Origin of the sequence: Streptomyces sp. NPDC001530 (assembly GCF_042894545.1) — a bacterium.
Lineage (GTDB): Bacteria > Actinomycetota > Actinomycetes > Streptomycetales > Streptomycetaceae > Streptomyces.
Map to the genome: position 1 here is coordinate 14025 of NZ_JBIAVS010000004.1, position 23902 is coordinate 37926.

Annotated in this window: 20 protein-coding genes; 15 read left to right on the forward strand and 5 right to left on the reverse strand. The window is 70.9% G+C overall.

Annotation, left to right across the window (positions count from 1 at the left end):
• Nucleotides 1-73 precede the first annotated feature (73 nt).
• From pdhA (ACFY0T_RS08015) to ACFY0T_RS08040, 6 genes are all read left to right on the forward strand, one after another.
• Nucleotides 74-1234 (forward strand): pyruvate dehydrogenase (acetyl-transferring) E1 component subunit alpha, encoded by a 1161-nt coding sequence (gene pdhA, locus ACFY0T_RS08015; protein ID WP_388865766.1) that lies wholly within the window; start codon nucleotides 74-76, stop codon nucleotides 1232-1234.
• Nucleotides 1231-2235, forward strand: coding sequence for an alpha-ketoacid dehydrogenase subunit beta (locus tag ACFY0T_RS08020; RefSeq protein ID WP_388865769.1), 1005 nt, complete (start codon nucleotides 1231-1233; stop codon nucleotides 2233-2235). The genes pdhA (ACFY0T_RS08015) and ACFY0T_RS08020 overlap by 4 nt, the downstream gene beginning before the upstream one ends.
• Entirely contained in the window at nucleotides 2235-3698 is a 1464-nt protein-coding gene (locus tag ACFY0T_RS08025) for a dihydrolipoamide acetyltransferase family protein (RefSeq protein ID WP_388865772.1), read from the forward strand. The genes ACFY0T_RS08020 and ACFY0T_RS08025 overlap by 1 nt, the downstream gene beginning before the upstream one ends.
• Nucleotides 3699-3815: 117 nt before the next feature.
• On the forward strand, nucleotides 3816-4895 hold the full coding sequence (locus ACFY0T_RS08030; protein WP_388867004.1) for an NTP transferase domain-containing protein: 1080 nt from the start codon (nucleotides 3816-3818) through the stop codon (nucleotides 4893-4895).
• The gene (locus ACFY0T_RS08035; RefSeq protein ID WP_388865774.1) at nucleotides 4892-6262 is read left to right on the forward strand and encodes a molybdopterin molybdotransferase MoeA; all 1371 of its coding nucleotides are present in this window, start codon (nucleotides 4892-4894) and stop codon (nucleotides 6260-6262) included. The genes ACFY0T_RS08030 and ACFY0T_RS08035 overlap by 4 nt, the downstream gene beginning before the upstream one ends.
• A gap of 159 nt (nucleotides 6263-6421) precedes the next feature.
• On the forward strand, nucleotides 6422-7402 hold the full coding sequence (locus tag ACFY0T_RS08040; protein ID WP_388865777.1) for an NAD(P)H-quinone oxidoreductase: 981 nt from the start codon (nucleotides 6422-6424) through the stop codon (nucleotides 7400-7402).
• A gap of 53 nt (nucleotides 7403-7455) precedes the next feature.
• Here the strand turns inward: ACFY0T_RS08040 and ACFY0T_RS08045 are convergent, their stop codons facing one another.
• Nucleotides 7456-7872: a hypothetical protein gene (locus ACFY0T_RS08045; protein ID WP_388865780.1), complete on the reverse strand. Its 417-nt coding sequence runs from the start codon at nucleotides 7870-7872 to the stop codon at nucleotides 7456-7458.
• A 158-nt stretch (nucleotides 7873-8030) separates the two neighbouring features.
• Here ACFY0T_RS08045 and ACFY0T_RS08050 point away from each other — a divergent pair, with 158 nt between their 5' ends.
• Complete coding sequence (locus ACFY0T_RS08050; RefSeq protein WP_388865783.1) at nucleotides 8031-8573, forward strand: bacterial proteasome activator family protein; 543 nt, start codon at nucleotides 8031-8033, stop codon at nucleotides 8571-8573.
• Nucleotides 8574-8659: 86 nt separating this feature from the next.
• Here ACFY0T_RS08050 and ACFY0T_RS08055 read toward each other — a convergent pair whose 3' ends face one another.
• Nucleotides 8660-10297 carry a protein kinase gene (locus tag ACFY0T_RS08055; protein ID WP_388865786.1) on the reverse strand — a complete coding sequence of 546 codons (1638 nt, stop codon included), beginning with the start codon at nucleotides 10295-10297 and terminating at the stop codon, nucleotides 8660-8662.
• A 382-nt stretch (nucleotides 10298-10679) separates the two neighbouring features.
• Between ACFY0T_RS08055 and ACFY0T_RS08060 the strand changes: the two genes are divergently transcribed.
• The gene (locus tag ACFY0T_RS08060) at nucleotides 10680-12266 is read left to right on the forward strand and encodes a protein kinase (protein WP_388865793.1); all 1587 of its coding nucleotides are present in this window, start codon (nucleotides 10680-10682) and stop codon (nucleotides 12264-12266) included.
• A gap of 141 nt (nucleotides 12267-12407) precedes the next feature.
• On the opposite strand, the gene ACFY0T_RS08065 is transcribed toward ACFY0T_RS08060, so the two are convergent.
• Entirely contained in the window at nucleotides 12408-13529 is a 1122-nt protein-coding gene (locus ACFY0T_RS08065) for a phosphotransferase (RefSeq protein ID WP_388865796.1), read from the reverse strand.
• 581 nt (nucleotides 13530-14110) lie between these two features.
• Between ACFY0T_RS08065 and pdhA (ACFY0T_RS08070) the strand changes: the two genes are divergently transcribed.
• From pdhA (ACFY0T_RS08070) to ACFY0T_RS08085, 4 genes are all read left to right on the forward strand, one after another.
• Entirely contained in the window at nucleotides 14111-15337 is a 1227-nt protein-coding gene (pdhA, locus tag ACFY0T_RS08070; RefSeq protein WP_388865799.1) for a pyruvate dehydrogenase (acetyl-transferring) E1 component subunit alpha, read from the forward strand.
• A gap of 2 nt (nucleotides 15338-15339) precedes the next feature.
• A complete protein-coding gene (locus ACFY0T_RS08075) occupies nucleotides 15340-16320 on the forward strand; it encodes an alpha-ketoacid dehydrogenase subunit beta (RefSeq protein ID WP_388865802.1) in 981 nt (326 codons plus the stop codon).
• Nucleotides 16321-16330: 10 nt separating this feature from the next.
• Nucleotides 16331-17770 (forward strand): dihydrolipoamide acetyltransferase family protein, encoded by a 1440-nt coding sequence (locus tag ACFY0T_RS08080; protein WP_388865805.1) that lies wholly within the window; start codon nucleotides 16331-16333, stop codon nucleotides 17768-17770.
• 266 nt (nucleotides 17771-18036) lie between these two features.
• Nucleotides 18037-18618, forward strand: a complete 582-nt coding sequence (locus ACFY0T_RS08085) for a hypothetical protein (RefSeq protein ID WP_388865807.1) — start codon at nucleotides 18037-18039, stop codon at nucleotides 18616-18618.
• A 69-nt stretch (nucleotides 18619-18687) separates the two neighbouring features.
• On the opposite strand, the gene ACFY0T_RS08090 is transcribed toward ACFY0T_RS08085, so the two are convergent.
• Nucleotides 18688-19587 carry a D-alanyl-D-alanine carboxypeptidase family protein gene (locus ACFY0T_RS08090; RefSeq protein ID WP_388865809.1) on the reverse strand — a complete coding sequence of 300 codons (900 nt, stop codon included), beginning with the start codon at nucleotides 19585-19587 and terminating at the stop codon, nucleotides 18688-18690.
• A 202-nt stretch (nucleotides 19588-19789) separates the two neighbouring features.
• On the opposite strand from ACFY0T_RS08090, the gene ACFY0T_RS08095 reads away from it, so the two are divergent.
• Nucleotides 19790-20476, forward strand: coding sequence for a GntR family transcriptional regulator (locus ACFY0T_RS08095; protein WP_388865812.1), 687 nt, complete (start codon nucleotides 19790-19792; stop codon nucleotides 20474-20476).
• Nucleotides 20473-21771, forward strand: coding sequence for a nitrate/nitrite transporter (locus ACFY0T_RS08100; protein WP_388865815.1), 1299 nt, complete (start codon nucleotides 20473-20475; stop codon nucleotides 21769-21771). Before ACFY0T_RS08095 ends, ACFY0T_RS08100 begins: the two co-directional genes overlap by 4 nt.
• Nucleotides 21772-22045: 274 nt before the next feature.
• On the opposite strand, the gene ACFY0T_RS08105 is transcribed toward ACFY0T_RS08100, so the two are convergent.
• Entirely contained in the window at nucleotides 22046-22870 is an 825-nt protein-coding gene (locus ACFY0T_RS08105; protein WP_388865818.1) for a maleylpyruvate isomerase family mycothiol-dependent enzyme, read from the reverse strand.
• Nucleotides 22871-23024: 154 nt separating this feature from the next.
• On the opposite strand from ACFY0T_RS08105, the gene ACFY0T_RS08110 reads away from it, so the two are divergent.
• Nucleotides 23025-23846, forward strand: a complete 822-nt coding sequence (locus ACFY0T_RS08110) for a carbon-nitrogen family hydrolase (RefSeq protein ID WP_388865820.1) — start codon at nucleotides 23025-23027, stop codon at nucleotides 23844-23846.
• Nucleotides 23847-23902: the final 56 nt, after the last annotated feature.

Consider the following 23902-nt stretch of genomic DNA (forward strand, 5'->3'; position numbering starts at 1 on the left):
ACCGAACAATCGGTAGGTGAGGCGCCTCACACCCGTGTCGTGCCCGAAGCCGCTCCCACGAGGAGGTGCCGTCATGACGGTCATGGAGCAGCGAGGCGCTTACCGGCCAACGCCGCCGCCCGCCTGGCAGCCCCGCACCGACCCCGCGCCGCTGCTCCCCGACGCGCTGCCGTACCGCGTCCTCGGCACCGAGGCAGCCGCGCAGGTCGACCCGGGTCTGCTGCGTCGTCTGTACGCGGAGCTGGTGCGCGGCCGGCGCTACAACGCGCAGGCCACGGCCCTCACCAAGCAGGGCCGTCTCGCCGTCTATCCCTCCAGCACCGGCCAGGAGGCCTGCGAGGTCGCCGCCGCGCTGGTCCTGCAGGAGCGCGACTGGCTCTTTCCCAGCTACCGCGACACCCTCGCGGCCGTCGCCCGCGGCCTCGACCCCGTCCAGGCGCTCACCCTGCTGCGCGGCGACTGGCACACCGGGTACGACCCCCGTGAGCACCGCATCGCGCCGCTGTGCACGCCCCTCGCGACCCAGCTCCCGCACGCCGTGGGCCTCGCGCACGCCGCCCGCCTCAAGGGCGACGACGTGGTCGCGCTCGCCCTGGTCGGCGACGGCGGCACCAGCGAGGGCGACTTCCACGAGGCACTGAACTTCGCCGCCGTATGGCAGGCCCCGGTCGTCTTCCTCGTCCAGAACAACGGCTTCGCCATCTCCGTCCCGCTCGCCAAGCAGACCGCCGCCCCGTCGCTGGCCCACAAGGCCGTCGGCTACGGCATGCCCGGGCGCCTGGTGGACGGCAACGACGCCGCCGCCGTGCACGAGGTGCTCAGCGAGGCCATCGCCCACGCGCGCGCGGGAGGCGGTCCGACGCTCGTCGAAGCCGTCACGTACCGCATCGACGCCCACACCAACGCCGACGACGCCACCCGCTACCGGGGCGACGCCGAGGTCGAGACCTGGCGCGCGCACGACCCGATCGCGCTCCTGGAGCACGAGTTGACCGAGCGCGGGCTGCTCGACGACGAAGTCATACGGGCCGCGCGCGAGGACGCCGAGACGATGGCCGCGGATCTGCGCGAGCGCATGAACCAGGACCCGGTGCTCGACCCCATGGACCTGTTCGCCCATGTGTATGACCAGCCCACCACTCAACTGCTGGAGCAGGAGACCCAGTTGAGGGCGGAGTTGGACGCCGAGGCGGACGGCCCGCATCACCATGGTTCGGAAGGAGCCGGGCGATGACCACCGTTGCCCTCAAGCCCGCCACCATGGCGCAGGCCCTCACGCGCGCGATGCGCGACGCCATGGCCGCCGACCCGACCGTCCACGTCATGGGCGAGGACGTCGGCACCCTCGGCGGCGTCTTCCGGGTCACCGACGGGCTCGCCAAGGAGTTCGGCGAGGACCGTTGCACGGACACGCCGCTCGCCGAGGCGGGCATCCTCGGGACGGCCGTCGGCATGGCCATGTACGGCCTCAGGCCGGTCGTGGAGATGCAGTTCGACGCCTTCGCCTACCCGGCCTTCGAGCAACTGATCTCCCACGTCGCCCGCATGCGCAACCGCACGCGCGGCGCCATGCCGCTGCCGATCACCATCCGTGTCCCGTACGGCGGCGGCATCGGCGGCGTCGAGCACCACAGCGACTCCTCCGAGGCGTACTACATGGCGACTCCGGGGCTCCATGTCGTCACGCCCGCGACGGTCGCCGACGCCTACGGGCTGCTGCGCGCCGCCATCGCCTCCGACGACCCGGTCGTCTTCCTGGAGCCCAAGCGGCTGTACTGGTCGAAGGATTCCTGGAACCCGGACGAGCCGCCGGCCGTTGAACCGATAGGCCGCGCGGTGGTGCGGCGCTCCGGCCGGAGCGCCACGCTCATCACGTACGGGCCGTCCGTGCCCGTCTGCCTCGAAGCCGCCGAGGCGGCGCGGGCCGAGGGCTGGGACCTCGAAGTCGTCGACCTGCGCTCCCTGGTGCCGTTCGACGACGAGACGGTGTCGGCGTCGGTGCGGCGGACCGGGCGTGCGGTCGTCGTGCATGAGTCGGGCGGATTCGGCGGCCCGGGCGGGGAGATCGCGGCCCGCGTCACCGAGCGCTGCTTCCACTACCTGGAGGCGCCGGTGCTGCGCGTGGCCGGGTTCGACATCCCGTATCCGCCGCCGATGCTTGAGCGGCACCATCTGCCCGGTGTCGACCGGATCCTGGACGCCGTGGGGCGTCTGCAGTGGGAGGCGGACAGCTGATGGCCCAGGTGTTGGAGTTCAAGCTCCCCGACCTCGGGGAGGGGCTCACCGAGGCGGAGATCGTCCGCTGGCTGGTGGAGGTCGGTGACGTCGTCGCCATCGACCAGCCCGTCGTCGAGGTCGAGACCGCCAAGGCGATGGTCGAGGTCCCCTGCCCCTACGGGGGCGTGGTCACCGCCCGCTTCGGCGAGGAGGGCACGGAACTGCCCGTGGGCGCCCCGCTGCTGACCGTCGCGGTGGGCGCGCCGACGTCCTCCGTCGAGGGCGACGCGGGCGACGAGGGCTCCGGCAACGTGCTGGTGGGGTACGGCACGGGGGCGCCTCCGGCGCGGCGCAGGCGGGTCCGGCCGTCCACCGGGGCGGTTCCGGTACGACGGCCGGCGGATCCGCCCGCGGGCGCGGACCGTCACGCGGCCACCGTGCCCGCGGCGCACGATTCGGGGCAGTCCGGGCAGCGCGCCGCCGTGCCCGGCGACGGCGCCAGGAACTCCACGCGGACGCATGCCGACGGCCCTGTACCCGTCATTTCCCCGCTGGTGCGCAGGCTCGCCCGGGAAAACGGAGTGGATCTGCGGGAGTTGGAGGGCTCAGGGCCCGACGGTCTGATCCTGCGGGCGGACGTCGAGTACGCGTTGCGTGCGGCGGCCCGGCAGGTGCGGACACCCGCGCCCGCACCCATGCCGACGCCGGCTTCGGCGGCGCCGCCCCAGGCGCAGCCCGTCGCCCACGGTGCGGGAGCGCCCGCCGCACCCGGGCTCACGGGGGCTCCGGCGCACGGCATGCGGGTCCCCCTCCGGGGCGTCCGCGGTGCCGTCGCCGACAAGCTCTCCCGCAGCCGGCGCGAGATACCCGACGCGACCTGCTGGGTGGACGCGGACGCGACGGAGCTCATGCAGGCGCGCGTGGCGATGAACTCCACCGGCGGCCCGAAGATCTCCCTCCTCGCGCTGCTGGCCCGGATCTGCACCGCCGCGCTGGCGCGCTTCCCCGAGCTCAACTCGACGGTCGACATGGAGGCCCGCGAGGTCGTCCAGCTCGACCAGGTGCACCTGGGCTTCGCGGCGCAGACGAAGCGGGGGCTCGTCGTACCGGTCGTACGGGACGCGCACGCGCGCGACGCCGAGGGGTTGAGCGCGGAGTTCGCCCGGCTGACCGAGGCGGCGCGGACCGGGACGCTGACGCCCGCGGAACTCACGGGCGGCACCTTCACGTTGAACAACTACGGAGTGTTCGGCGTCGACGGCTCCACGCCGATCATCAACCACCCCGAGGCGGCCATGCTCGGCGTCGGCCGCATCGTCCCCAAGCCCTGGGTGCACGAGGGCGAGCTGGCGGTGCGGCAGGTCGTCCAGCTCTCGCTCACCTTCGACCACCGGGTGTGCGACGGCGGCACGGCGGGTGGCTTCCTTCGGTATGTGGCGGACTGCGTGGAACATCCGGCGGTGCTGCTGCGCACGCTGTAGCCCCGGCAGCGCCACCCCCGTCCACATGCTGTGCACGGGGGTGGCAATGATCCTTCGGGCGCCCATACTCGGGGGATGACCGCGTACGAGCCACCGGGTACACCCGAGCCACCGGGTATGCCCGAGTCGCCAGGTACACCCGAGCCACCGGGCGCGCCCGAGCCCTCGGGCAGCCCCGAGCCCCCGCGCACTCCCGGCGCGGAAGTCCCGTACGACGCCGTCGTGCTCGCGGGCGGCGCCGCGCGGCGGCTGGGCGGCGTGGACAAGCCCGGCGTGCGCGTGGGCGGCCGGGCGCTGCTCGACCGGGTGCTGGCCGCCTGCGCCGATGCCGTCCACACGGTCGTCGTGGCCGAGCCCAGGGCGACCGCACGCCCCGTGGAGTGGGCCCGCGAGGACCCGCCCGGCGGGGGACCGCTCGCCGCGCTCGACGCCGGGCTGCGGCACACCACCGCGCAGTACGTCGTCGTACTCTCGGCCGATCTGCCGTTCCTGGACGAAGGGACGGTACGGCGCCTGCTGGCCCCCCTTCAGGAGAGCCGCGCCCCGGAGGGACCGGCGAAACCCGACGGTGTGCTGCTCACCGACCCCAGCGGCCGCGACCAACCCCTGGTCGCCGCCTACCGGGCGGGGGCCCTGCGCCGCGAGCTGGCCGCGCTCGCCGCCGCCCACGGCGAACTCACCGGGCTGCCGCTGCGCCGGCTCACCGCCGCGCTCGACCTCACCCGCATCTCCGACCCCGTCGCGTCCTTCGACTGCGACACCTGGGACGACATCGCCGCCGCCCGGGCACGTATCAGGGAGCATGGGCACGTGTTGGATGAATGGATTTCCGCAGTCAAGGACGAGCTGGGCATCGACCTCGACGTCGACACCGGCGTCCTGCTCGACCTGGCCCGTGACGCCGCGCACGGGGTCGCCCGGCCTGCCGCGCCGCTGACCACGTTCCTCGTCGGGTACGCGGCCGCGCGGGCCGGCGGCGGCCCGGAAGCCGTCGCCGAGGCCGCCCGCAAGGCCGCGGCGCTGGCGCTCCGCTGGGCCGACGAGGACGCCTCCGACGCGAAGCCGGACGCCGGAGCCACCGCCGAGGCCAGGCCGGACACCGACGCCGCCTCCGACGCCAGGCCGGACGCCGGAGCCACCTCCGAGGCCAAGCCGGACACCACCGCCACCCCCGAAGCCAAGCCGGACGCCGGATGACCCCCGCCCGCTCCACCTGGGACAGTCAGGACGCCGAGGACTTCGACGTCGAGGAGGCGCTCGCCTTGGTGAAGGAAGACGGCACGTCCGCCCCCGAGGGCCGTTCGGTGCCCGCGCCCGCCCCCGAGGCCGAGCAGCACGGACGGCGGGCCGCGCACGCCCGTCACAAGGCCACCCCCTGGCCCGAGGCCCGCGTCGTCGCCGAGCGAGCCGCCCGCTCCGTGCCCCGCCGGTCCCCCGTCTCCGTACCCCTCGACGCCTCCCTCGGCCTCGTCCTCGCCGCCCCCCTCACCGCGCTCACGGATCTCCCCTCCTTCGACACCTCCGCGATGGACGGCTGGGCGGTCGCGGGACCCGGGCCCTGGGAGGTACGGGAGGAAGGGGTGCTCGCCGGGCACGCGGAGCCGGAAGCGCTCACCGACGGCGAGGCGGTGCGGATCGCCACCGGGGCGCGCATCCCGCAGGACGTCACCGCCGTACTGCGCAGCGAGCACGGGCGGATCGACGACAAGGGGCGGCTGCACGCGACCAGGGAGGTCGTGCACGGGCAGGACATCCGCCCGCGCGGCCAGGAGTGCCGCAGCGGCGATCAGCTGCTGCCGGTCGGCGTGCTGGTCACCCCCGCCGTGCTGGGTCTCGCCGCGGCCGCCGGGTACGACACGCTCGCCGCCGTTCCGCGCCCGCGCGTCGAAGTCCTCGTGCTCGGTGATGAGTTGCTCACCGAGGGGCTGCCCCAGGAGGGGCTCATCCGGGACGCGCTCGGTCCGATGCTGCCGCCGTGGCTGCGTGCGCTTGGCGCCGAGGTCGTCGCGATGCGCAGGCTCGGCGACGACGCCAAGGCGCTGCACAAGGCGATCACCGGTTCCGACGCCGACCTGATCGTCACCACCGGCGGTACCGCGGCGGGCCCCGTCGACCATGTCCACCCCACGCTGGCCCGCATCGGGGCCGAACTCCTCGTGGACGGCGTGAAGGTGCGCCCCGGGCACCCGATGCTGCTGGCCCGCACCAAGGAGAACCAGCACCTCGTCGGCCTGCCCGGCAACCCCCTGGCCGCCGTCTCCGGCCTGCTCACGCTCGCCGAGCCCCTCCTGCGCACCCTCGCCGGACGCGCGGCCCCGGAGCCGTACACGCTGCCCCTCAAGGACGCCGTGCACGGCCACCCGTACGACACCCGGCTCATCCCCGTCGCACTGCGCGCGGACCTCGCCGTGCCGCTGCACTACAACGGTCCGGCGATGCTGCGGGGCATCGCGGCGTCCGACGCCCTCGCGGTCGTACCTCCCGGCGGGGCCCGCCCGGGCCAAGAACTCGAACTCCTCGATCTGCCCTGGGTGATGGCCGGAATCGGGTCGTCCCTCGGGTGAACTTTCTCCTGCGCGCGGCGACGCCCAGGCCGACGGCGAGTCGATCCCACCTCCGCCCGAACTCCGGACCGGGGGTTGCTCCTTTGGCAGAACGGCTGAGGGCGATGACACGGTCACCCACAGAAGGGGGCCGCGCGCCTCAGGAGTAGCGTCCCCCTCATGTACGCGATCACGATTCCAGAACCTGGTGGGCCCGAGGCGCTGGTGTGGGACGAGGTCCCGGATCCGGTGCCCGCCGAGGGCGAAGTGCTGGTCGAGGTGGTGGCCAGCGCCGTCAACCGCGCCGACCTGCTGCAGCGGCAGGGCCTGTACAACCCGCCGCCCGGCGCGTCCCCGTACCCCGGTCTCGAATGCTCGGGGCGGATCGTCGAGATCGGACCCGGTGTCTCGGGGTGGGCGGTCGGCGACGAGGTGTGCGCGCTGCTCGCGGGCGGCGGATACGCCCAGAAGGTCGCCGTTCCGGCCGGGCAGCTGCTGCCCGTGCCCACGGGCCTGGACGTCAGGCAGGCGGCCGCCCTGCCCGAGGTGACCTGCACCGTCTGGTCGAACGTCTTCATGGTGGCCCACCTGCGCCCCGGCGAGACCCTGCTCGTGCACGGAGGCTCCAGCGGCATCGGCACCATGGCGATCCAGCTCGCGAAGGCCGTCGGCGCGAAGGTCGCGGTGACGGCGGGCACCAAGGAGAAGCTCGACTTCTGCGCCGAGCTGGGCGCGGACATCCTGATCAACTATCGCGAGCAGGACTTCGTCGAGGAGATCAAGCAGGCCACGGACGGCGGGGGTGCCGACGTCATCCTCGACAACATGGGCGCCAAGTATCTGGACCCGAATGTGCGGGCCCTCGCCGTCAACGGACGGCTCGCGATCATCGGTATGCAGGGCGGAATCAAGGGCGAGCTGAACATCGCCGCCCTTCTCAACAAGCGCGCCGCCATCAGCGCGACCTCGCTGCGCGCCCGCCCGCTCGGCGAGAAGGCGGCGATCGTCGCGGCCGTACGCGAGCACGTGTGGCCGCTGATCGACTCCGGCCATGTACGCCCGATCATCGACCGCGAGCTGCCGATGAGCGACGCGGGGGCGGCACACCGGGTGCTGGAGGAGAGCGGCCACATCGGAAAGGTGCTGCTCGTCGCTCCTTAGGTTTCCCGGCGCTCCTTAGGTTTTTCCCGGCGAGCGTTCCGGCGCCGCGGTGTTCAGCCGCGCCGTACCCGCAGTGCCAGGAACGCCAGCCCCAGCCCCAGGCCGATGAGGATCAGGCCGCTGCCGAGCGGCAGGATTTCGAGTACGGGCTCGGGGGCGGGACCGGGGCGTACGACACCCTGCTCGACGGGCACGGCGTCATTGCGCGACGGCTCGGGGGCGTCGCCCGCCTCCGAGCGGTCGGGGTCGGGCTCCGTGTCCCCGTTGTCCTCGGGGTCGGGCACCGGGTCCTGGCGCCCCGGCCGCATGCGGCCCTCGCCCGCGAGGCTCCCCGCGCGGGAGGCGTCGGCGCTGGGGGCGGGCTCGGCGGCGTACGCGGAATGGCCAATGGCGTACGCGGGTCCGCCGCCGCCGGTCAGTAGGACCAGCAGCAGTCCGGTCGCTCGCAGTGCGCGAAGCCGTCGAGTCACATCACCAGACTCACATGACGCTGCGCATCCGGCATCTCGACGGAGCGTGACCGTCACCTCGTGCGCGCCGGCGTAAACGGTGCCCGCGTACGTGGTGGATCACCCAGTACCGGGGGCACCACCGTGGTGTGGTGTACGGGTGCGAGAGAATGGGCGGCATGGAGATGCCGAGGAACGAAAGGTCGCCGGAGAACCCTCAGATCCTGGTCGTAGGCCAGGACGGAATGGCTCTTGGCGGCACCGGAGACGAGGACTCCCGCGAGGTCCCGGTGACGGAGATGGTGGAACAGCCCGCCAAGGTGATGCGCATCGGCAGCATGATCAAACAGCTGCTGGAGGAAGTGCGCGCCGCGCCTCTGGACGAAGCCAGCCGCGTCCGGCTCAAGGAGATCCACGCGAGCTCCGTGAAGGAGCTGGAGGACGGCCTGGCCCCCGAGCTCGTCGAGGAACTGGAGCGGCTCTCCCTGCCCTTCACGGACGAGGCGACGCCCAGTGACGCCGAACTGCGGATCGCGCAGGCTCAGTTGGTCGGTTGGCTCGAGGGACTCTTCCACGGTATCCAGACGACCCTGTTCGCCCAGCAGATGGCGGCCAGGGCGCAGCTGGAGCAGATGCGCCGCGCCCTTCCGCCGGGCGTCGGCGGCCCGGACGGCGACGACGACCACCGCTCGGCCGGCCGCTCGGGCGGACCGTACCTGTAGCCCCGGGGCACCCCGGACGACTTCAGCTCACCCCGGACGAAACGGGCCCGGCACCAAAGTGCCGGGCCCGTTCTCATGCCCATGTCTCAGGACGGGTCGCCCGTCGAGACCTTGAGCTCGATCTCGGGCATGTCCTTGGGGTTGACGTCCGTTCCCGCGGAGGGGAACTGGTCCATGATCGTGTCCTCGCCGTACGTGTTCTCGTCGACGCGGGAGACCTTCATCTGCCAGCCGGCGGCCTGGAAGCAGGACTTCACCGAGGTGAGGTTCTTGAAGGAGAAGTCCGGGACCTGGATCTTGTCCGGGTCGTCGTACGACTCGACCGGATCCGTGCACTTCTCCGTCTCGATCGTCTTCGAGGTGTCCGGGTCCTTGTGCCCCGCCACCACGGTCGGCGACTTGCTGGCGTCGCCGCCCTTCTTGTCGTCGTCGCTGCCGCCGTTCAGCGTGAGCGCCGTGATCAGGCCGCCGATCGCGACGAGCGCGACCACGATCGACCCGACGATGACGCCCTTGTTGGTCTTGCGACCCCCCGAACCGCCCGAGACGGGCGTCATGGGCTGGGGCGTGATGTTGTACGGCGGCGGAGTGGACGATGCCTGCTGCGGGGAGTACGCCGCGGTCTGCGGCGGAGTCTGGTAGCCGCCGTGCTGCGGATAGCCGTACGCCGGGGAAGGGGCGGGGGACGGCGCCGGGGCCGGCGTGCCGTACGGGCCCGGCTGGTACGGCGTCTGTACGGGGCCCGGTGCCGGAGTGCCCTGTTCGACGGGCGGGAAGACGGCGGAGCCGACGCCCGCGCCGCTCGACGTCTGGGCGCCCGGCACGATGCTCGGCGCGGCGGCCTGGAACGACTGGGCCACGCGCAGGCACTCGTCGCGCATGGTCTCGGCGCTGGGGAAACGCTCGTTCGGGTTCTTCTTCAGCGCGCGGGCGACCAGCGCGTCCACGGCCGGGGGCAGTGAGCGGTTGATCGAGGAGGGCGCGACCGGCTCCTCCTGGACATGCGCGTAGGCGATGGCCAGCGGGGAGTCCGCCTCGAACGGCAGCCGCCCGGTGACCAGTTGGAACAGCATGATGCCGACCGAGTACAGGTCGGATCTCGCGTCCACGCCTCTGCCGAGCGCCTGCTCGGGGGAGAGGTACTGCGGGGTGCCGACGACCATGCCGGTCTGCGTCATCGAGGTGACACCGGACTGCATGGCGCGGGCGATGCCGAAGTCCATCACCTTGACGACGTTGCGCTTCGTCATCATCACGTTGCCCGGCTTGATGTCGCGGTGGACCAGGCCCATCTCGTGGCTGATCTCCAGGGCCGCCAGCACATCCGCGGTGATCTTGAGAGCCTTGTCGGCGGGCATGGCGCCGTACTGCGCGATGTCCTGGTCGAGCACGGAGCCGAGCGGGCGGCCCTCGACGTACTCCATGACGATGTACGGAGTGGTCATGCCGTCGAGGTCGTCCTCGCCGGTGTCGAAGACCGAGACGATGTTCGTGTGCGTGAGCTTCGCCACCGACTGGGCCTCGCGGCGGAACCGCTCGCGGAACGCCTGCTCACGGCCGAGCTCGGTGTGCAGCGTCTTGATCGCCACCTGGCGGTCGAGCACCGAGTCGTACGCGAGATGCACCGAGGCCATGCCGCCCTCGCCGAGCAGATCGCGCAGCTGGTAGCGGCCGCCGGCGACCGCACGCCCCGCGTACCGGCCCTGTGCGCCGTCCTGGCTCATGTTCTGCGTCCCCCATCGGCGCGGCGGCAGCGGCTGGTTGCTCCCGCGGTCCGTGATCTATTGTGCGGCGCGCAACTCTGCGGTGCGCGGCCGGTCTTCGGTGATCCATTGGCTTATTCCCGGCCAAGTCTGCCCCAGGGCACTGACACGTCAAGCTCGGTGCCCGTTCCGTGACCGTCTGCGAAAGAAGCGTCGCGGAAGCGTTACAGGTGCCGTGCGGCCGGTACACAGAATTTGCACGCGGGCCCCTGTGGCGGGTTTGATGGCCGGTCCATCTCACGTCCATCTCGGCTCGGCGCCTTGCGCCGAGCCTGTAGCGTGGCCCGACGGAGACCGTAACAACCACCGCGCAGACCGCGGGCAGAAACGACGGCGAGGACTGATGGCACAGCAGCAGCGCGCTCAGGGCCCGTCCGACCCCGAGGCGACTGGCGGCGGTATGTCAGATGCGCCGGAGATGTGGGGTAACGGCGGGCTGGTCGGCGACGGCCGATATCGGCTGACCCGCAGACTCGGCCGGGGCGGCATGGCCGAGGTGTTCGCGGCCGAGGACGTACGCCTCGGACGCACGGTCGCGGTCAAGCTGCTCCGTTCCGACCTGGCCGAGGACCCCGTGTCCAAGGCCCGCTTCACGCGCGAGGCCCAGTCGGTCGCCGGGCTCAACCACCACGCCGTCGTCGCCGTGTACGACTCCGGCGAGGACGTGGTCGGCCACGGCGTCGTCCCGTACATCGTGATGGAGCTCGTCGAGGGCCGCACGATCCGCGATCTCCTGATCAACGCCGAGGCCCCCGGGCCCGAGCAGGCGCTGATCATCGTCTCCGGTGTCCTGGAGGCGCTCGCCTACTCGCACCAGCACGGCATCGTGCACCGCGACATCAAGCCGGCGAACGTGATCATCACGCAGACCGGCGCGGTCAAGGTGATGGACTTCGGCATCGCGCGCGCCCTGCACGGCGCGCAGTCGACGATGACGCAGACCGGCATGGTCATGGGCACACCGCAGTACCTCTCCCCGGAGCAGGCGCTCGGCAAGGCCGTCGACCACCGCTCCGACCTGTACGCGACCGGCTGCCTGCTCTACGAACTCCTCGCGCTGCGGCCCCCGTTCACCGGTGAGACGCCGCTGTCGGTGGTCTACCAACACGTTCAGGACATTCCGGTGCCCCCGTCCGAGGCCTCGGACGCGGCGCCGCCGGAGCTGGACGGGCTCGTCATGCGCTCGCTCGCGAAGGAGCCGGACGACCGGTTCCAGACCGCCGAGGAGATGCGCGGGCTCGTCCAGTACGGGCTGCAGATGCTGTACGACCAGGGCAGCCACACCGGCACCTGGAACACCGGCCCGGTCACCATGCACGAGGGTGTGCACACCCCTGCGGGCGGTTTCGCGGGCACGACCGCGCTGCCGCACCCCGGTGACTCCGGCACCACGCAGATCCCGCAGCCGATCCTGCCCAGCGGGTACGGCGGCGGCTATGGGGGCGGGGACGACGGCGGCTTCGAAGGGCACGGCAACAAGGGCAGCGGCCGCGGCAAGCTGTGGATCCTCGCCGTCCTCGCGGTGATCGCGATCGCGGCGGGTGTCGCGCTCGCGCTCCACAACACCGGGAGCAGCACGGGCGACGACACCGGTACGACGCAGTCACCGACGGCCACCCACTCCCGCACGGACGACCAGTCCAGCGAGACGCCGAGCGACGAGGCGACCGGCGAGCCCACGGACGAGACCACGGACGACTCGACCAGCACGGGCGGCGGCCAGGACTACACGCCGTCGTACACCCCCTCCCCGAGCGACACCAGTCAGCCGACCGACGAGCCGACCGAGGAGCCGACCGAGACGACGCCGACCACCGCGGAGCCGACGGACGAGCCGACGACTCCCACGGTGGAGCCGACTACGCCGACGGATCCGGCGGACGGCGGTACCGACGCCGGCACGGTGGCGGGCGGTGGCGAGGGCCCCTGACCCGCGCCGGGCCACTGGCCCGCTGATCAAAACACCCTCCACGCGCGCGTGCGGCCCGAAAACGGGCTCCACGCGCGCGTGCCGTTGGTGACGGCCACTGGGCCGACGATCAGGTCGCTGTGACTGCCACCGGGCCGACGCTCACCCCACGAAAGCCTCGCACACCGACTCGTACTCCCGCGTCCACCACACCGCCAGCGCCGAGGCGGCCGGGAACTGCGGATCGGCGCGGGTGTCGCCGCGCTCGTAGTGCCAGCGCAGTATCCAGAAGTCGTTCAGGCGCTCCCACCACACGCGGTGCACGGCGGCCGTGAGTTCGGAGGGGGTGGCGCCCGCCGTACGCCGGTACGCGCGCGCGTAGGCCCGCACTTTCGTCAGGTCGAGCGTGCCGACGGGCCGTACGAAGAAGATCACCGCGGCGCGGACGGCCTCCTCGGCGCGCGGCTGGACGCCCAGCCGGTCCCAGTCGACGATCGCGGCCGGCTCGCCGTCGCGGTAGAGCAGGTTGAACGGGTGGAAGTCGCCGTGCACCCAGCCCACCGAGCCGCCCTGCGGAGGCCGCCGGTCGGCGTGCCGCTCCAGCAGGGCGCGCCGCTCCAGGAGCCGGTGCCGGGCCAGTTCGTCGAAGGCGTCGGTGGGGCGGTGGCGGCGCACCTGGGCGAGCAGGCGGTCGATGAGCGCGAAGGTGTCGGAGGGGTCGGCGCCTCGGGCGGGATCGGCGCCTTCCGGGGACTCGGCGTCGGCGGGCGCGGCGCTTTCTGGGGGCTCGGCGTTGGCCGCCTCGGCGTCTTCCGTGGACTCGGCGTTGGCCGCCCCGGAGCCGTCGGCCGGATTCGCCACCGTCCGCCCCTCCGGCGGCATGACGCGTTCCAGGCTCGCGTGTACGACGCCCAGGAGCGCCCCCAGGCGCGTGCACTGCTCCGTGGTGAGCTGGCCGCCGTGCCGGTGGCGTCCGTCGATCCAGGGGTGCAGCGCGTACGCGTGGCCCCCGATGACGGCGACCGTGCGCCCGTCGGTGCCGGTCAGCGGTGGGGCGACCGGGACGCCGAGGTCCGCGAGGCGCTGGGTCGCCCGGTGCTGGCGGGCGATGGCGGCGGGGTCGGCGGTCTCCGGGTCGAAGTGGTGCTTGAGGAAGTACCGGCCGCGGGTGGTGCACAGCCGGTAGCCGCGGTTGAGCAGCCCCTGGTCGACGGGTTCGCAGGTCAGCGCGGACCCGGCGGCGTACTGGCGGAGGAGGGCGCCCAGAGGGGGCGCGTGAGACACAGGGGGTGGTACAGATGAGCGCGGCACGCGCCAGATGCTAGGGCACGAGCTGATGCCCTGACCTCGCGTTTGTCACAGACAGTCGTCTTTGATCACGGGGCAGTCACAGGACGTGCTGGAACTGCCGTTCCAGGCCACCGCGGGGCAGCACTTCGTGATTGTCGATGAGAAATACGGTGATTTTCCCGTTTTCGCGCATACTGTCGGTGTCACGCGCGATCATGGGCATTGCCCCAGGTGAACTCTTCCCGTGCCCGGGGTCACCGGGATAACGTGCCGGTGTTCCGGCCCCCTGCAAGGCTGTAACCAGTGCTGTGACCAGCGGCTGTTCCCGACCGACTTGATTTAGTAGGAAATCCACGTTTGAAAGTACTTGGATTTCCTATCAAAATCGCAGGTCAGGAGGGGTTTCACAGAATTGTGAAGCACTGGGTAACGTGGCAGTTGCAGGGCGCTCGCCGGGGCACCTGTCACGCCTGTTCCCGACCGAGTGGCACCCACCCCGTGCACGGGTACCTGGAATAGGCGAGCCGCACTGGCTACCCGGCAACCCCGGGGGCCGGACCGACGGAGGAGCACACGTGACCGTGGAGAGCACTGCCGCGCGCAAGCCGCGACGCAGCGCCGGGACGACCGGTGCGAAGAGCAGCGCCAGTACGACCGGTACGAAAAGCGCCGCGAGCAAGCGCACCAGCGCGGCCGCCAAGAAGGGTACGACGGGCGACGGGCCCGAGCTCGTTCAGCTGCTGACCCCGGAAGGCAAGCGGGTCAAGGACGCCACGTACGACCCGTACGTCGCCGACATCACCCCCGACGAGCTGCGCGGTCTGTACCGGGACATGGTGCTGACCCGTCGCTTCGACGCCGAGGCCACCTCCCTGCAGCGCCAGGGCGAGCTGGGCCTGTGGGCCTCGCTGCTCGGCCAGGAGGCCGCCCAGATCGGCTCGGGACGGGCCACCCGCGAGGACGACTACGTCTTCCCGACCTACCGCGAGCACGGCGTCGCCTGGTGCCGCGGGGTCGACCCGACGAACCTGCTCGGCATGTTCCGTGGCGTGAACAACGGCGGCTGGGACCCGAACAGCAACAACTTCCACCTGTACACGATCGTCATCGGCTCGCAGACGCTGCACGCCACCGGCTACGCCATGGGCGTCGCCAAGGACGGCGCCGACTCGGCCGTGATCGCGTACTTCGGAGACGGCGCCTCCAGCCAGGGCGACGTCGCCGAGTCCTTCACCTTCTCCGCGGTCTACAACGCCCCCGTCGTGTTCTTCTGCCAGAACAACCAGTGGGCCATCTCCGAGCCGACCGAGAAGCAGACCCGCGTCCCGCTCTACCAGCGCGCGCAGGGCTTCGGCTTCCCGGGCGTCCGCGTCGACGGCAATGACGTTCTCGCCTGCCTGGCCGTCACCAAGTGGGCGCTGGAGCGGGCCCGCCGCGGCGAGGGCCCCACGCTCGTCGAGGCGTACACCTACCGCATGGGCGCGCACACCACCTCCGACGACCCGACCAAGTACCGGGCCGACGAGGAGCGCGAGTCCTGGGAGGCGAAGGACCCGATCCTGCGCCTGCGCACGTACCTGGAGGCCTCAAACCACGCGGACGAGGGATTCTTCGCGGAACTCGAAGCCGAGAGCGAGGCGTTGGGCAAACGAGTACGCGAAGTCGTACGGGCCATGCCGGACCCGGACCACTTCGCCATCTTCGAGAACGTGTACGCGGACGGGCACGCGCTCGTCGACGAGGAGCGGGCCCAGTTCGCCGCCTACCAGGCGTCGTTCGCGGATGAAGGGGAGGGCAAGTAGCGATGGCTGCGGAAAAGATGGCGCTGGCCAAGGCGATCAACGAGTCGCTGCGCACGGCCCTCGACGCCGACCCCAAGGTCCTCATCATGGGCGAGGACGTCGGCAAGCTCGGCGGTGTCTTCCGGGTCACCGACGGGCTCCAGAAGGACTTCGGCGAGGAGCGGGTCATCGACACCCCGCTCGCCGAGTCGGGCATCGTCGGCACGGCGATCGGCCTCGCCCTGCGCGGCTACCGCCCGGTGGTGGAGATCCAGTTCGACGGTTTCGTCTTCCCGGCGTACGACCAGATCGTCACGCAGCTCGCGAAGATGCACGCGCGGGCGCTCGGCAAGATCAAGCTCCCCGTCGTCATCCGCATTCCGTACGGCGGCGGCATCGGCGCCGTCGAGCACCACTCCGAGTCCCCCGAGGCGCTCTTCGCGCATGTGGCGGGCCTGAAGGTGGTCTCCCCGTCGAACGCGAGCGATGCCTACTGGATGATGCAGCAGGCCATCCAGAGCGACGACCCGGTGATCTTCTTCGAGCCGAAGCGGCGCTACTGGGACAAGTCCGAGGTCAACACGGACGCGATCCCCTCACCCCTGCACAAGGCACGCGTGGTGCGCGAGGGCGGCGACCTGACGCTCGCCGCGTACGGCCCCATGGTGAAGGTCTGCCTGGAGGCCGCCGCGGCCGCCCAGGAGGAGGGCAAGTCGGTCGAGGTCCTGGACCTGCGCTCGATGTCCCCCATCGACTTCGACTCCCTCCAGGCCTCGGTCGAGAAGACCCGCCGCCTGGTCGTGGTGCACGAGGCCCCGGTGTTCCTCGGTACGGGCGCGGAGATCGCCGCCCGCATCACGGAGCGGTGCTTCTACCACCTGGAGGCACCCGTCCTGCGGGTCGGCGGCTACCACGCCCCGTACCCGCCGGCGCGCCTGGAGGAGGAGTACCTTCCGGGCCTGGACCGGGTGCTCGACGCCGTCGACCGCTCGCTGGCGTACTGAGGAGAGGGTCGTGACGACGATGACTGAGAACGCGTCGGGGCTCCGCGAGTTCAAGATGCCCGACGTGGGCGAGGGACTCACCGAGGCGGAGATCCTCAAGTGGTACGTCCAGATTGGTGACCACGTCACCGACGGCCAGGTCGTCTGCGAGGTCGAGACGGCCAAGGCCGCGGTGGAGCTGCCCATCCCGTACGACGGTGTGGTGCGCGAACTCCGCTTCCCCGAGGGGACGACGGTGGACGTCGGCCAGGTGATCATCGCGGTGGACGTGGCCGGTGGTGCTCCCGCCGAGGAGGCCCCCGCCGAGCCCCAGGCCGCCGCGGCACCCGCCCCCGCTCCTGCCGCTCCCGCCGCCGAGGAGCCCAAGTCCGAGGGCCGCAAGCCGGTCCTCGTCGGGTACGGCGTCGCCGAGTCCTCCACCAAGCGGCGCCCCCGCAAGGGCGTCGAGGCCCCGGCCCAGCAGTCCGAGGCCCCGGGCACGTACTACGCGGCCACCGCGATCCAGGGCGAGCTCAACGGCCACGGACACGCCAAGCAGCGCCCCCTCGCCAAGCCACCGGTCCGCAAGCTCGCCAAGGACCTCGGCGTCGACCTGACGACGATCACGCCGTCGGGCCCGGACGGCATCATCACGCGCGAGGACGTGCACGCGGCGGCGACTCCGGCATCCGCCGCGCCCCCTGCCGTTCAGGAGGCCCCGGCTCCCGCCCGCGTCCAGGCACCCGCCCCGGTCGTCACCTACGACTCGGCGCGCGAGACCCGTATCCCGGTCAAGGGTGTCCGCAAGGCCACGGCCGCCGCGATGGTCGGCTCGGCGTTCACCGCGCCGCATGTCACCGAGTTCGTGACGGTCGACGTGACGCGCACGATGAGGCTCGTCGAGGAGCTGAAGCAGGACAAGGAGATGCAGGGGCTGAGGGTGAACCCGCTGCTGCTCATCGCCAAGGCCCTGCTGGTCGCGATCAAGCGCAACCCCGAGGTCAACGCGTCCTGGGACGAGGCCAACCAGGAGATCGTCCAGAAGCACTATGTGAACCTGGGCATCGCCGCCGCCACACCCCGTGGTCTGATCGTGCCGAACATCAAGGACGCCCACGCCAAGACCCTGCCCCAACTGGCCGAGTCGCTCGGCGAGTTGGTGGCCACGGCGCGTGAGGGCAAGACCTCGCCCGCCGCGATGCAGGGCGGCACGGTCACCATCACGAACGTCGGCGTCTTCGGCATCGACACGGGCACGCCGATCCTCAACCCGGGCGAGTCCGCCATCCTCGCGGTCGGCGCGATCAAGCTGCAGCCCTGGGTCCACAAGGGCAAGGTCAAGCCCCGTCAGGTCACCACGCTGGCGCTGTCCTTCGACCACCGCCTGGTCGACGGCGAGTTGGGCTCCAAGGTGCTCGCCGATGTGGCGGCGATCCTGGAGCAGCCGAAGCGGTTGATCACCTGGGCATAAGCCCGCACTCCGTCAGTGGGCGCCTCTTCTCGTTCGAGAGGGGGCGCCCTTTGCATGGGGCCCCGAGTGTTCTGAGCGAATGGAACAAGCCAAGTTTCGAATTACCGGCTGTCCTTGATCTTTGCCTGCCTAAGATCACCACCGTCGGGTGGTTCGACCAGCCATTCGGCAGCTGGCGGGGGGAAACAGCGCACGAGCCCGCCGACTCGGAAGTGGTTCGGCGGGCCCACTTTTTCGGACGTGGGCCCTTCTCGAAAGGAAATCCCTTGACGGTTGGAAAGTCCTTGACGGTGGGCAAGTCCTTGACGGTGGGCAAGTCCCTCGCCACGTTCGCTCTCGTGGGCGGCGCGCTCGCCGGCGGTATCGCGTTCGCCTCTCCGGCGGCTGCGGTCAGCTCGTGTTCGGACTCGTTCGCGCACCAGTTCAACATCATTTTCCCGGGCCAGAAGCCCGAGACGACGTACTACATAGAGAACTGCGCCGACGTCACCTCGGGGAAGGTGACCGCGTCGAGCAACGTCACCTGGAACATCGTCGACGACCAGGTGATCGACAACAGCAAGAGATTCACCTCGTTCAAGATCACGACACGTGTCGAGTCGCGTACCGACTCGGGTGGCGACGACAAGATCGTGGCCTCGAAGACGTGTGACTGGACGACCCTGTTCAACGCCAACTACTCGGGCCCCGGTGAGCCCGGCCCCGCGAGCACCTGCACCGCGCCGTCGGTGACGTACAACAAGGACCTGTACTGGTCCTCGGACTCGACGGTCGTGTACGACATCGAGGGTGACGGCAAGGGCGCGATCACCAAGGAGCTGTACGGCTCGCCGCTCATGCACGGCTGATCCTCGCAGAGGCACGTAAGGGGGCCTGCCGCGCGGTGCGCGGCAGGCCCCCTTCGCCGTGTGTGTGCCCTACAAGGCGAAGCCGTAGTTCAGCAGCTTCTTCGCGTCCGCCGTGCGGGCGTCGATCGACGTGGAGGCGAGGACCGTGCCGATGACCGTCTTGCCGTCGCGGGTGGCGGCGAAGACGAGGCAGTACTTGGCCTCGGGGCCGGAGCCGGTCTTGACGCCGATCGTGCCGGTGTAGCCGGTCAGCAGCGGCTTGTTGGTGTTCTCCCAGGTGTAGTAGCGGTAGCCGCCGCTCTGGGTGGTGACCTTCTGCGTCGTTTTGACCGTCTTCACGATCGACTTGAAGGTGGAGTTGTTCATCGCGCTGCGGGCGAGCTTCGTCAGGTCGCGCGGCGTCGAGTAGTTGGCGCCGTGGCCGATACCGTCGAACGAGTCGAAGTGCGTGTTCGTCAGGCCGAGGCTCTGCGCGGTGGTGTTCATCTTGCCGATGAACGACTTCACGCGCTCGGCGCGCGTCGTGCCCGAACCGAACTTGTCGGCGAGCGCGTACGCGGCGTCGCAGCCGGACGGCAGCATCAGCCCGTACAGAAGCTGACGGACGGTGACCTTGTCGCCCACGATGAGGTGTGCCGAGGAGGCGTAGTTGTTGTCGACGATGTAGTCGCTGTACGCCGACCGGATGGTGACCGTGGCGTCCAGGTTGAGGTTCGACTGGGCCAGCACCACCTTGGCGGTCATGATCTTGGTGGTGGAGCCGGTGGAACGGCGGGTGTCCGCGGCCTTCTTGTAGAGGGTCGTGCCGGTGCCGCTGTTCATCACGTAGCCGCCCGCGGCGGCGATTGTGGGCGTGGTCACGGCACCCGCGGGTGCCGCGCCGAAGGCTGCGGCCGCCAGTACGGCGCCGGTCGTGAAGGTCACAGCGGCGGCCCTGCGGAAACGCGTGCCCTTGATGCCGATATTCAAAATGAACGCTCCGAATGCGCGAAATGCCCCTGGGAGAACGACACATGGGAGTGCCGTCTCACGTACGGACTCTTGAGACGCGCAAAGGGATGTACGGCGAAGGGGTGAGAAATATGTGACACGGGTTACGTGGAGAGATGCCCGGGGTCTGCATGCTGAAATGGGAGCGGCCATGCGTACGTGTTGTATCTATGATGTGCGCATGCCCTCAGCCCCACCCGTGCCCGCGAACCCGTCACTGAAGCAGCCCATGAAGCAACCCCCCGCCGCCGACCGCGTCTACGCGCACGTCAAGCAGGGTGTCCTGGAACGCCGCTACGAGGGCGGGACGCTGCTCACCGAGGGCGAGCTCGCCGAGGCCGTGGGGGTCTCGCGCACGCCGGTGCGCGAGGCGCTGCTCCGGCTCGAGGTCGAGGGGCTGATCAAGCTCTACCCGAAGAAGGGCGCGCTCGTCCTGCCCGTCTCCGCGCAGGAGATCGCGGACGTGGTCGAGACCCGGCAGCTCGTCGAAGAGCACGCCGCGCGCAAGGCAGTACCGGCTTCACCGCAGCTCATCGCACGCCTGGAGGAGTTGCTGGCCCAGCAGAAGGAGCAGGCCGCCGCCGGAGATCTGGCGGCAGCCGCCGTCACCGACCGCTGCTTCCACGCCGAGATCGTGCGCAGCGGCGGCAACGAGATCCTCTCCCGGCTCTACGACCAGCTCCGCGACCGTCAGTTGAGGATGGGAGTCGCCGTGATGCATGCCCACCCCGACCGGATCACCAAGACGCTCACCGAGCACGAGCAGATCCTCGAAGCGCTGCGCTCCGGCGACGCGGAGGCGGTCGTCGGGCTCATCCACGGGCACGTCAGCTGGTTCTCCAACCTGGCGCGGGGCGAGGTCCGATGAACTCCTCGGCCACGCTTCCCGGGGATCCGCCCGGCGGACGGCGCGCCATCGCCGTGTGGGGCATAGGCGTCTCGGTCTACTTCGTCGCCGTCATCTTCCGTACGTCGCTGGGGGTGGCCGGACTCGACGCCGCCGACCGCTTCCACGTGGGCGCCTCCGCGCTGTCCACCTTCTCCATCCTCCAACTCCTCGTCTACGCGGGCATGCAGATACCCGTCGGCCTGCTGGTCGACCGGCTCGGCACCAAGAAGGTGCTGACCATCGGCGTCGTGCTGTTCACGGCGGGGCAGCTGGGCTTCGCGTTCTCCCCCTCGTACGGCATGGCGCTCGCCTCGCGGGCGCTGCTGGGCTGTGGCGACGCGATGACGTTCATCAGCGTGCTGCGGCTCGGCACCCGGTGGTTCCCGGCCCGGCGCGGTCCGCTGGTCGCGCAGCTCGCCGGGCTGGCCGGCATGGCGGGCAACCTGGTCTCGACCCTCGTCATCGCGCGGCTGCTGCACGGGGTGGGCTGGACGACGGCGTTCGCCGGCAGCGCGTTCGCCGGTGTCGTGGTCCTCGTACTCCTGCTGCTGTTCCTGAAGGACCACCCCGAGGGGCACGAGCCGGAGCCGTTCCCGCACCAGGGGGCGGCGTACGTCCGCCGTCAGATCGTGGCGTCCTGGCGGGAGCCCGGCACTCGGCTCGGTCTGTGGGTGCACTTCACGACGCAGTTCCCGGCGATGGTGTTCCTGCTGTTGTGGGGCCTGCCGTTCCTGGTCGAGGCGCAGGGGCTCAGCCGGGCGGCGGCCGGTGAGCTGCTGACGCTCGTCGTCCTCTCCAACATGGTGGTCGGCCTGGTGTACGGGCAGATCGTAGCCCGGCATCACGCGGCGCGGCTTCCGCTGGCGCTCGGTACGGTGACGGCGACCGCGGTCGTCTGGGCGGCGGCGCTGGCGTACCCCGCCGAGCACGACCCCATGTGGCTGTTGGTGCTGCTGTGCGTGGTGCTGGGGGCGTGCGGCCCGGCCTCGATGATCGGCTTCGACTTCGCCCGGCCCGCCAACCCGCCCGAGCGTCAGGGCACCGCGTCCGGCATCACCAACATGGGTGGTTTCGTCGCCTCCATGACGACGCTGCTGGCGATCGGCGTGCTCCTCGACGCGACCGGCGACAACTACCGTGTCGCCTTCGCCGCCGTGTTCGTGCTCCAGGCGGTGGGCCTGAGCCAGATCTTCCGGTTGCGGAAGCAGGCGGCTCGCAGGGAGCGCGAGCGGTTGGTGGCGAGCCGGGTGGAGACGGTGCACGTGCCTGCGTAGCGGTGCGTGGGGCGGTTTGTAGTTTTTCGCCCCCTCCGCCCCTACCCGTCCCGTACCTGGGGGGCTGCCGCCCCCCAGACCCCCGCTTCGGCCTGAACGGCCTCGTCCTCAAACGCCGGACGGGCTGGATGGTGCCGACCGGGGTGGAGGGTGCGGCGGGGGCAGGGGTGCGGCGGGGGCAGGGGTGTGGCGGCGTGGGTGGGATGCGGTCTTGGCGGCGGCTCGCCCTCGAGCGGTGGACGGGCTGGGGCTTGGTGGCCGGGGCTGAAGACTTCTACGGCGTCACCGCGAGGTGTCGCAGGATCGCTGCCGTCAGGTCCGGGTCGCCCTCTGTCTTGATGCGGTCTGCCACGGTGTCGGGGTGGACGCGGCCGCAGGCCAGGCGGACGAAGGTTTCCCAGTCGAGGGCGAGAGTGGCGGCCGGGCCCAGGGAGGGGGCGCCGTCTATCGAGCCGTGCCCGTCGGCGTCGACGCGGACCGTGCGGAGGAACTCGACGGGCCCGTGGACGTCGAAGACGACCGCCGAGTTCGCCGGGGCGCCCGCGTCCTTGGCGACGACCTTCGGGAGGGCGGCGAGGAGGACGTCACGGGCGACGTACGCGCCCGGGGAGTCGAGGTTGCCCGGCCGGCCGAGGGCGGCGCGCAGGTCCTGCTCGTGCACCCAGACGTCGAACGCGTGGTTCCGCATGGCCTGTTCGAGGGTGACCTCGGTACCGAGCGGGCCGCGCACCTTGGTGTCGGGCTGCCGGGACTCGTTCCGCAGCTGCCGGTTGCGGCGGATGATCGTGTACTCCAGCTCGGAGGTCATCTCCGGAGCGGTGTGGTGGCGGCGTACGTCGACCTGCATCTCCATGTACCGCTGATGCTCGTTCGTCACGTGGTACAGGTCGCGGGGGAGCGTGTGGATCGGCCGCGGGTCGCCGAGCATCTCGCAGTCGAGGCCGATGACATGCGAGACGACGTCGCGCACGGACCAGCCCGGGCACGGTGTCCGCCGATTCCACTCGCCTTCCACAAGGGGCTGCACCAGCTCGGCTATCGCGTCGATCGAGTGGGTCCAGGCGTCGGCGTAGGACTGAAGGCTGGGATGCAGACTCACGGAACGGGACCCCTCGGGCGGTTGGACGCGGGCAGTGCACAGGCAGCGGGTGTCTTGGGACGCTAAGTTACGCTGCTGTGAGGCACCCCGGCAGTGCTTTCGTGTGACGATCGTAGGCCCGTATGGACGGCTCGAATGCCAGGACGGTGGTAGTGTGCGCGCCTCTCTGCTCCAGATCGACGTAAACGACACCGAATCGGTCGATTCGCGCCGGCAGCGTGTGGCGGCTCTCGTACGAGAACAAGCCGGTGCCGATCTCGTGGTGCTGCCCGAGCTGTGGACGACCGGTGCGTTCGCGTACGAGAGGTTCGGGGCGGAGGCCGAGCCGCTGGAGGGGCCCACGTACGAGGTGATGGCCAAGGCGGCGAGCGATGCGGGGGTGTGGCTGCACGCGGGCTCGATTCCCGAGCGGGCTGCATCCGACAGCGGCTCCGCCGCGGGCGAGGGGCCGCTGTACAACACCTCGCTCGTCTTCTCTCCCTCCGGTGAACTCGCCGCCGCCTACCGGAAGATCCATCGCTTCGGCTTCGACAAGGGCGAGGCCGTGTTGATGGGGGCCGGGGCGGAGCTGGTGACGGTGCGGTTGCCGGAGACCGTGATCGGCGTGGCCACCTGCTACGACCTCCGCTTTCCCGAGCTCTTCCGGGGGCTCGTCGACGCGGGGGCGGAGACGCTGGTGATCCCCGCCGGGTGGCCCGAGCGGAGGCGGTCGCACTGGACGCTGCTGGCGCAGGCTCGGGCTGTGGAGAACCAGGCGTTCGTGCTCGCGTGTGGAACGGCTGGTACGCATGCGGGAGTTCCCCAGGCCGGGCACTCGATCGTGGTCGACCCGTGGGGGGAGGTTCTCGCGGAGGCGGGGGCCGGTGAGGAGGTGCTCACCGTGGAGTTCGATCCCGCGAAGGTGGCGGCTACGCGTGAGCAGTTCCCGGCGCTGAAGGACCGGGTGCTGGGGCTCGCGGTGCCTCGCCGCCGCTGATTGGTCACCCGGGGCGGGGGCTGAGCTCGGGGTGGGCGCGCTTGCCTGCGCTGACA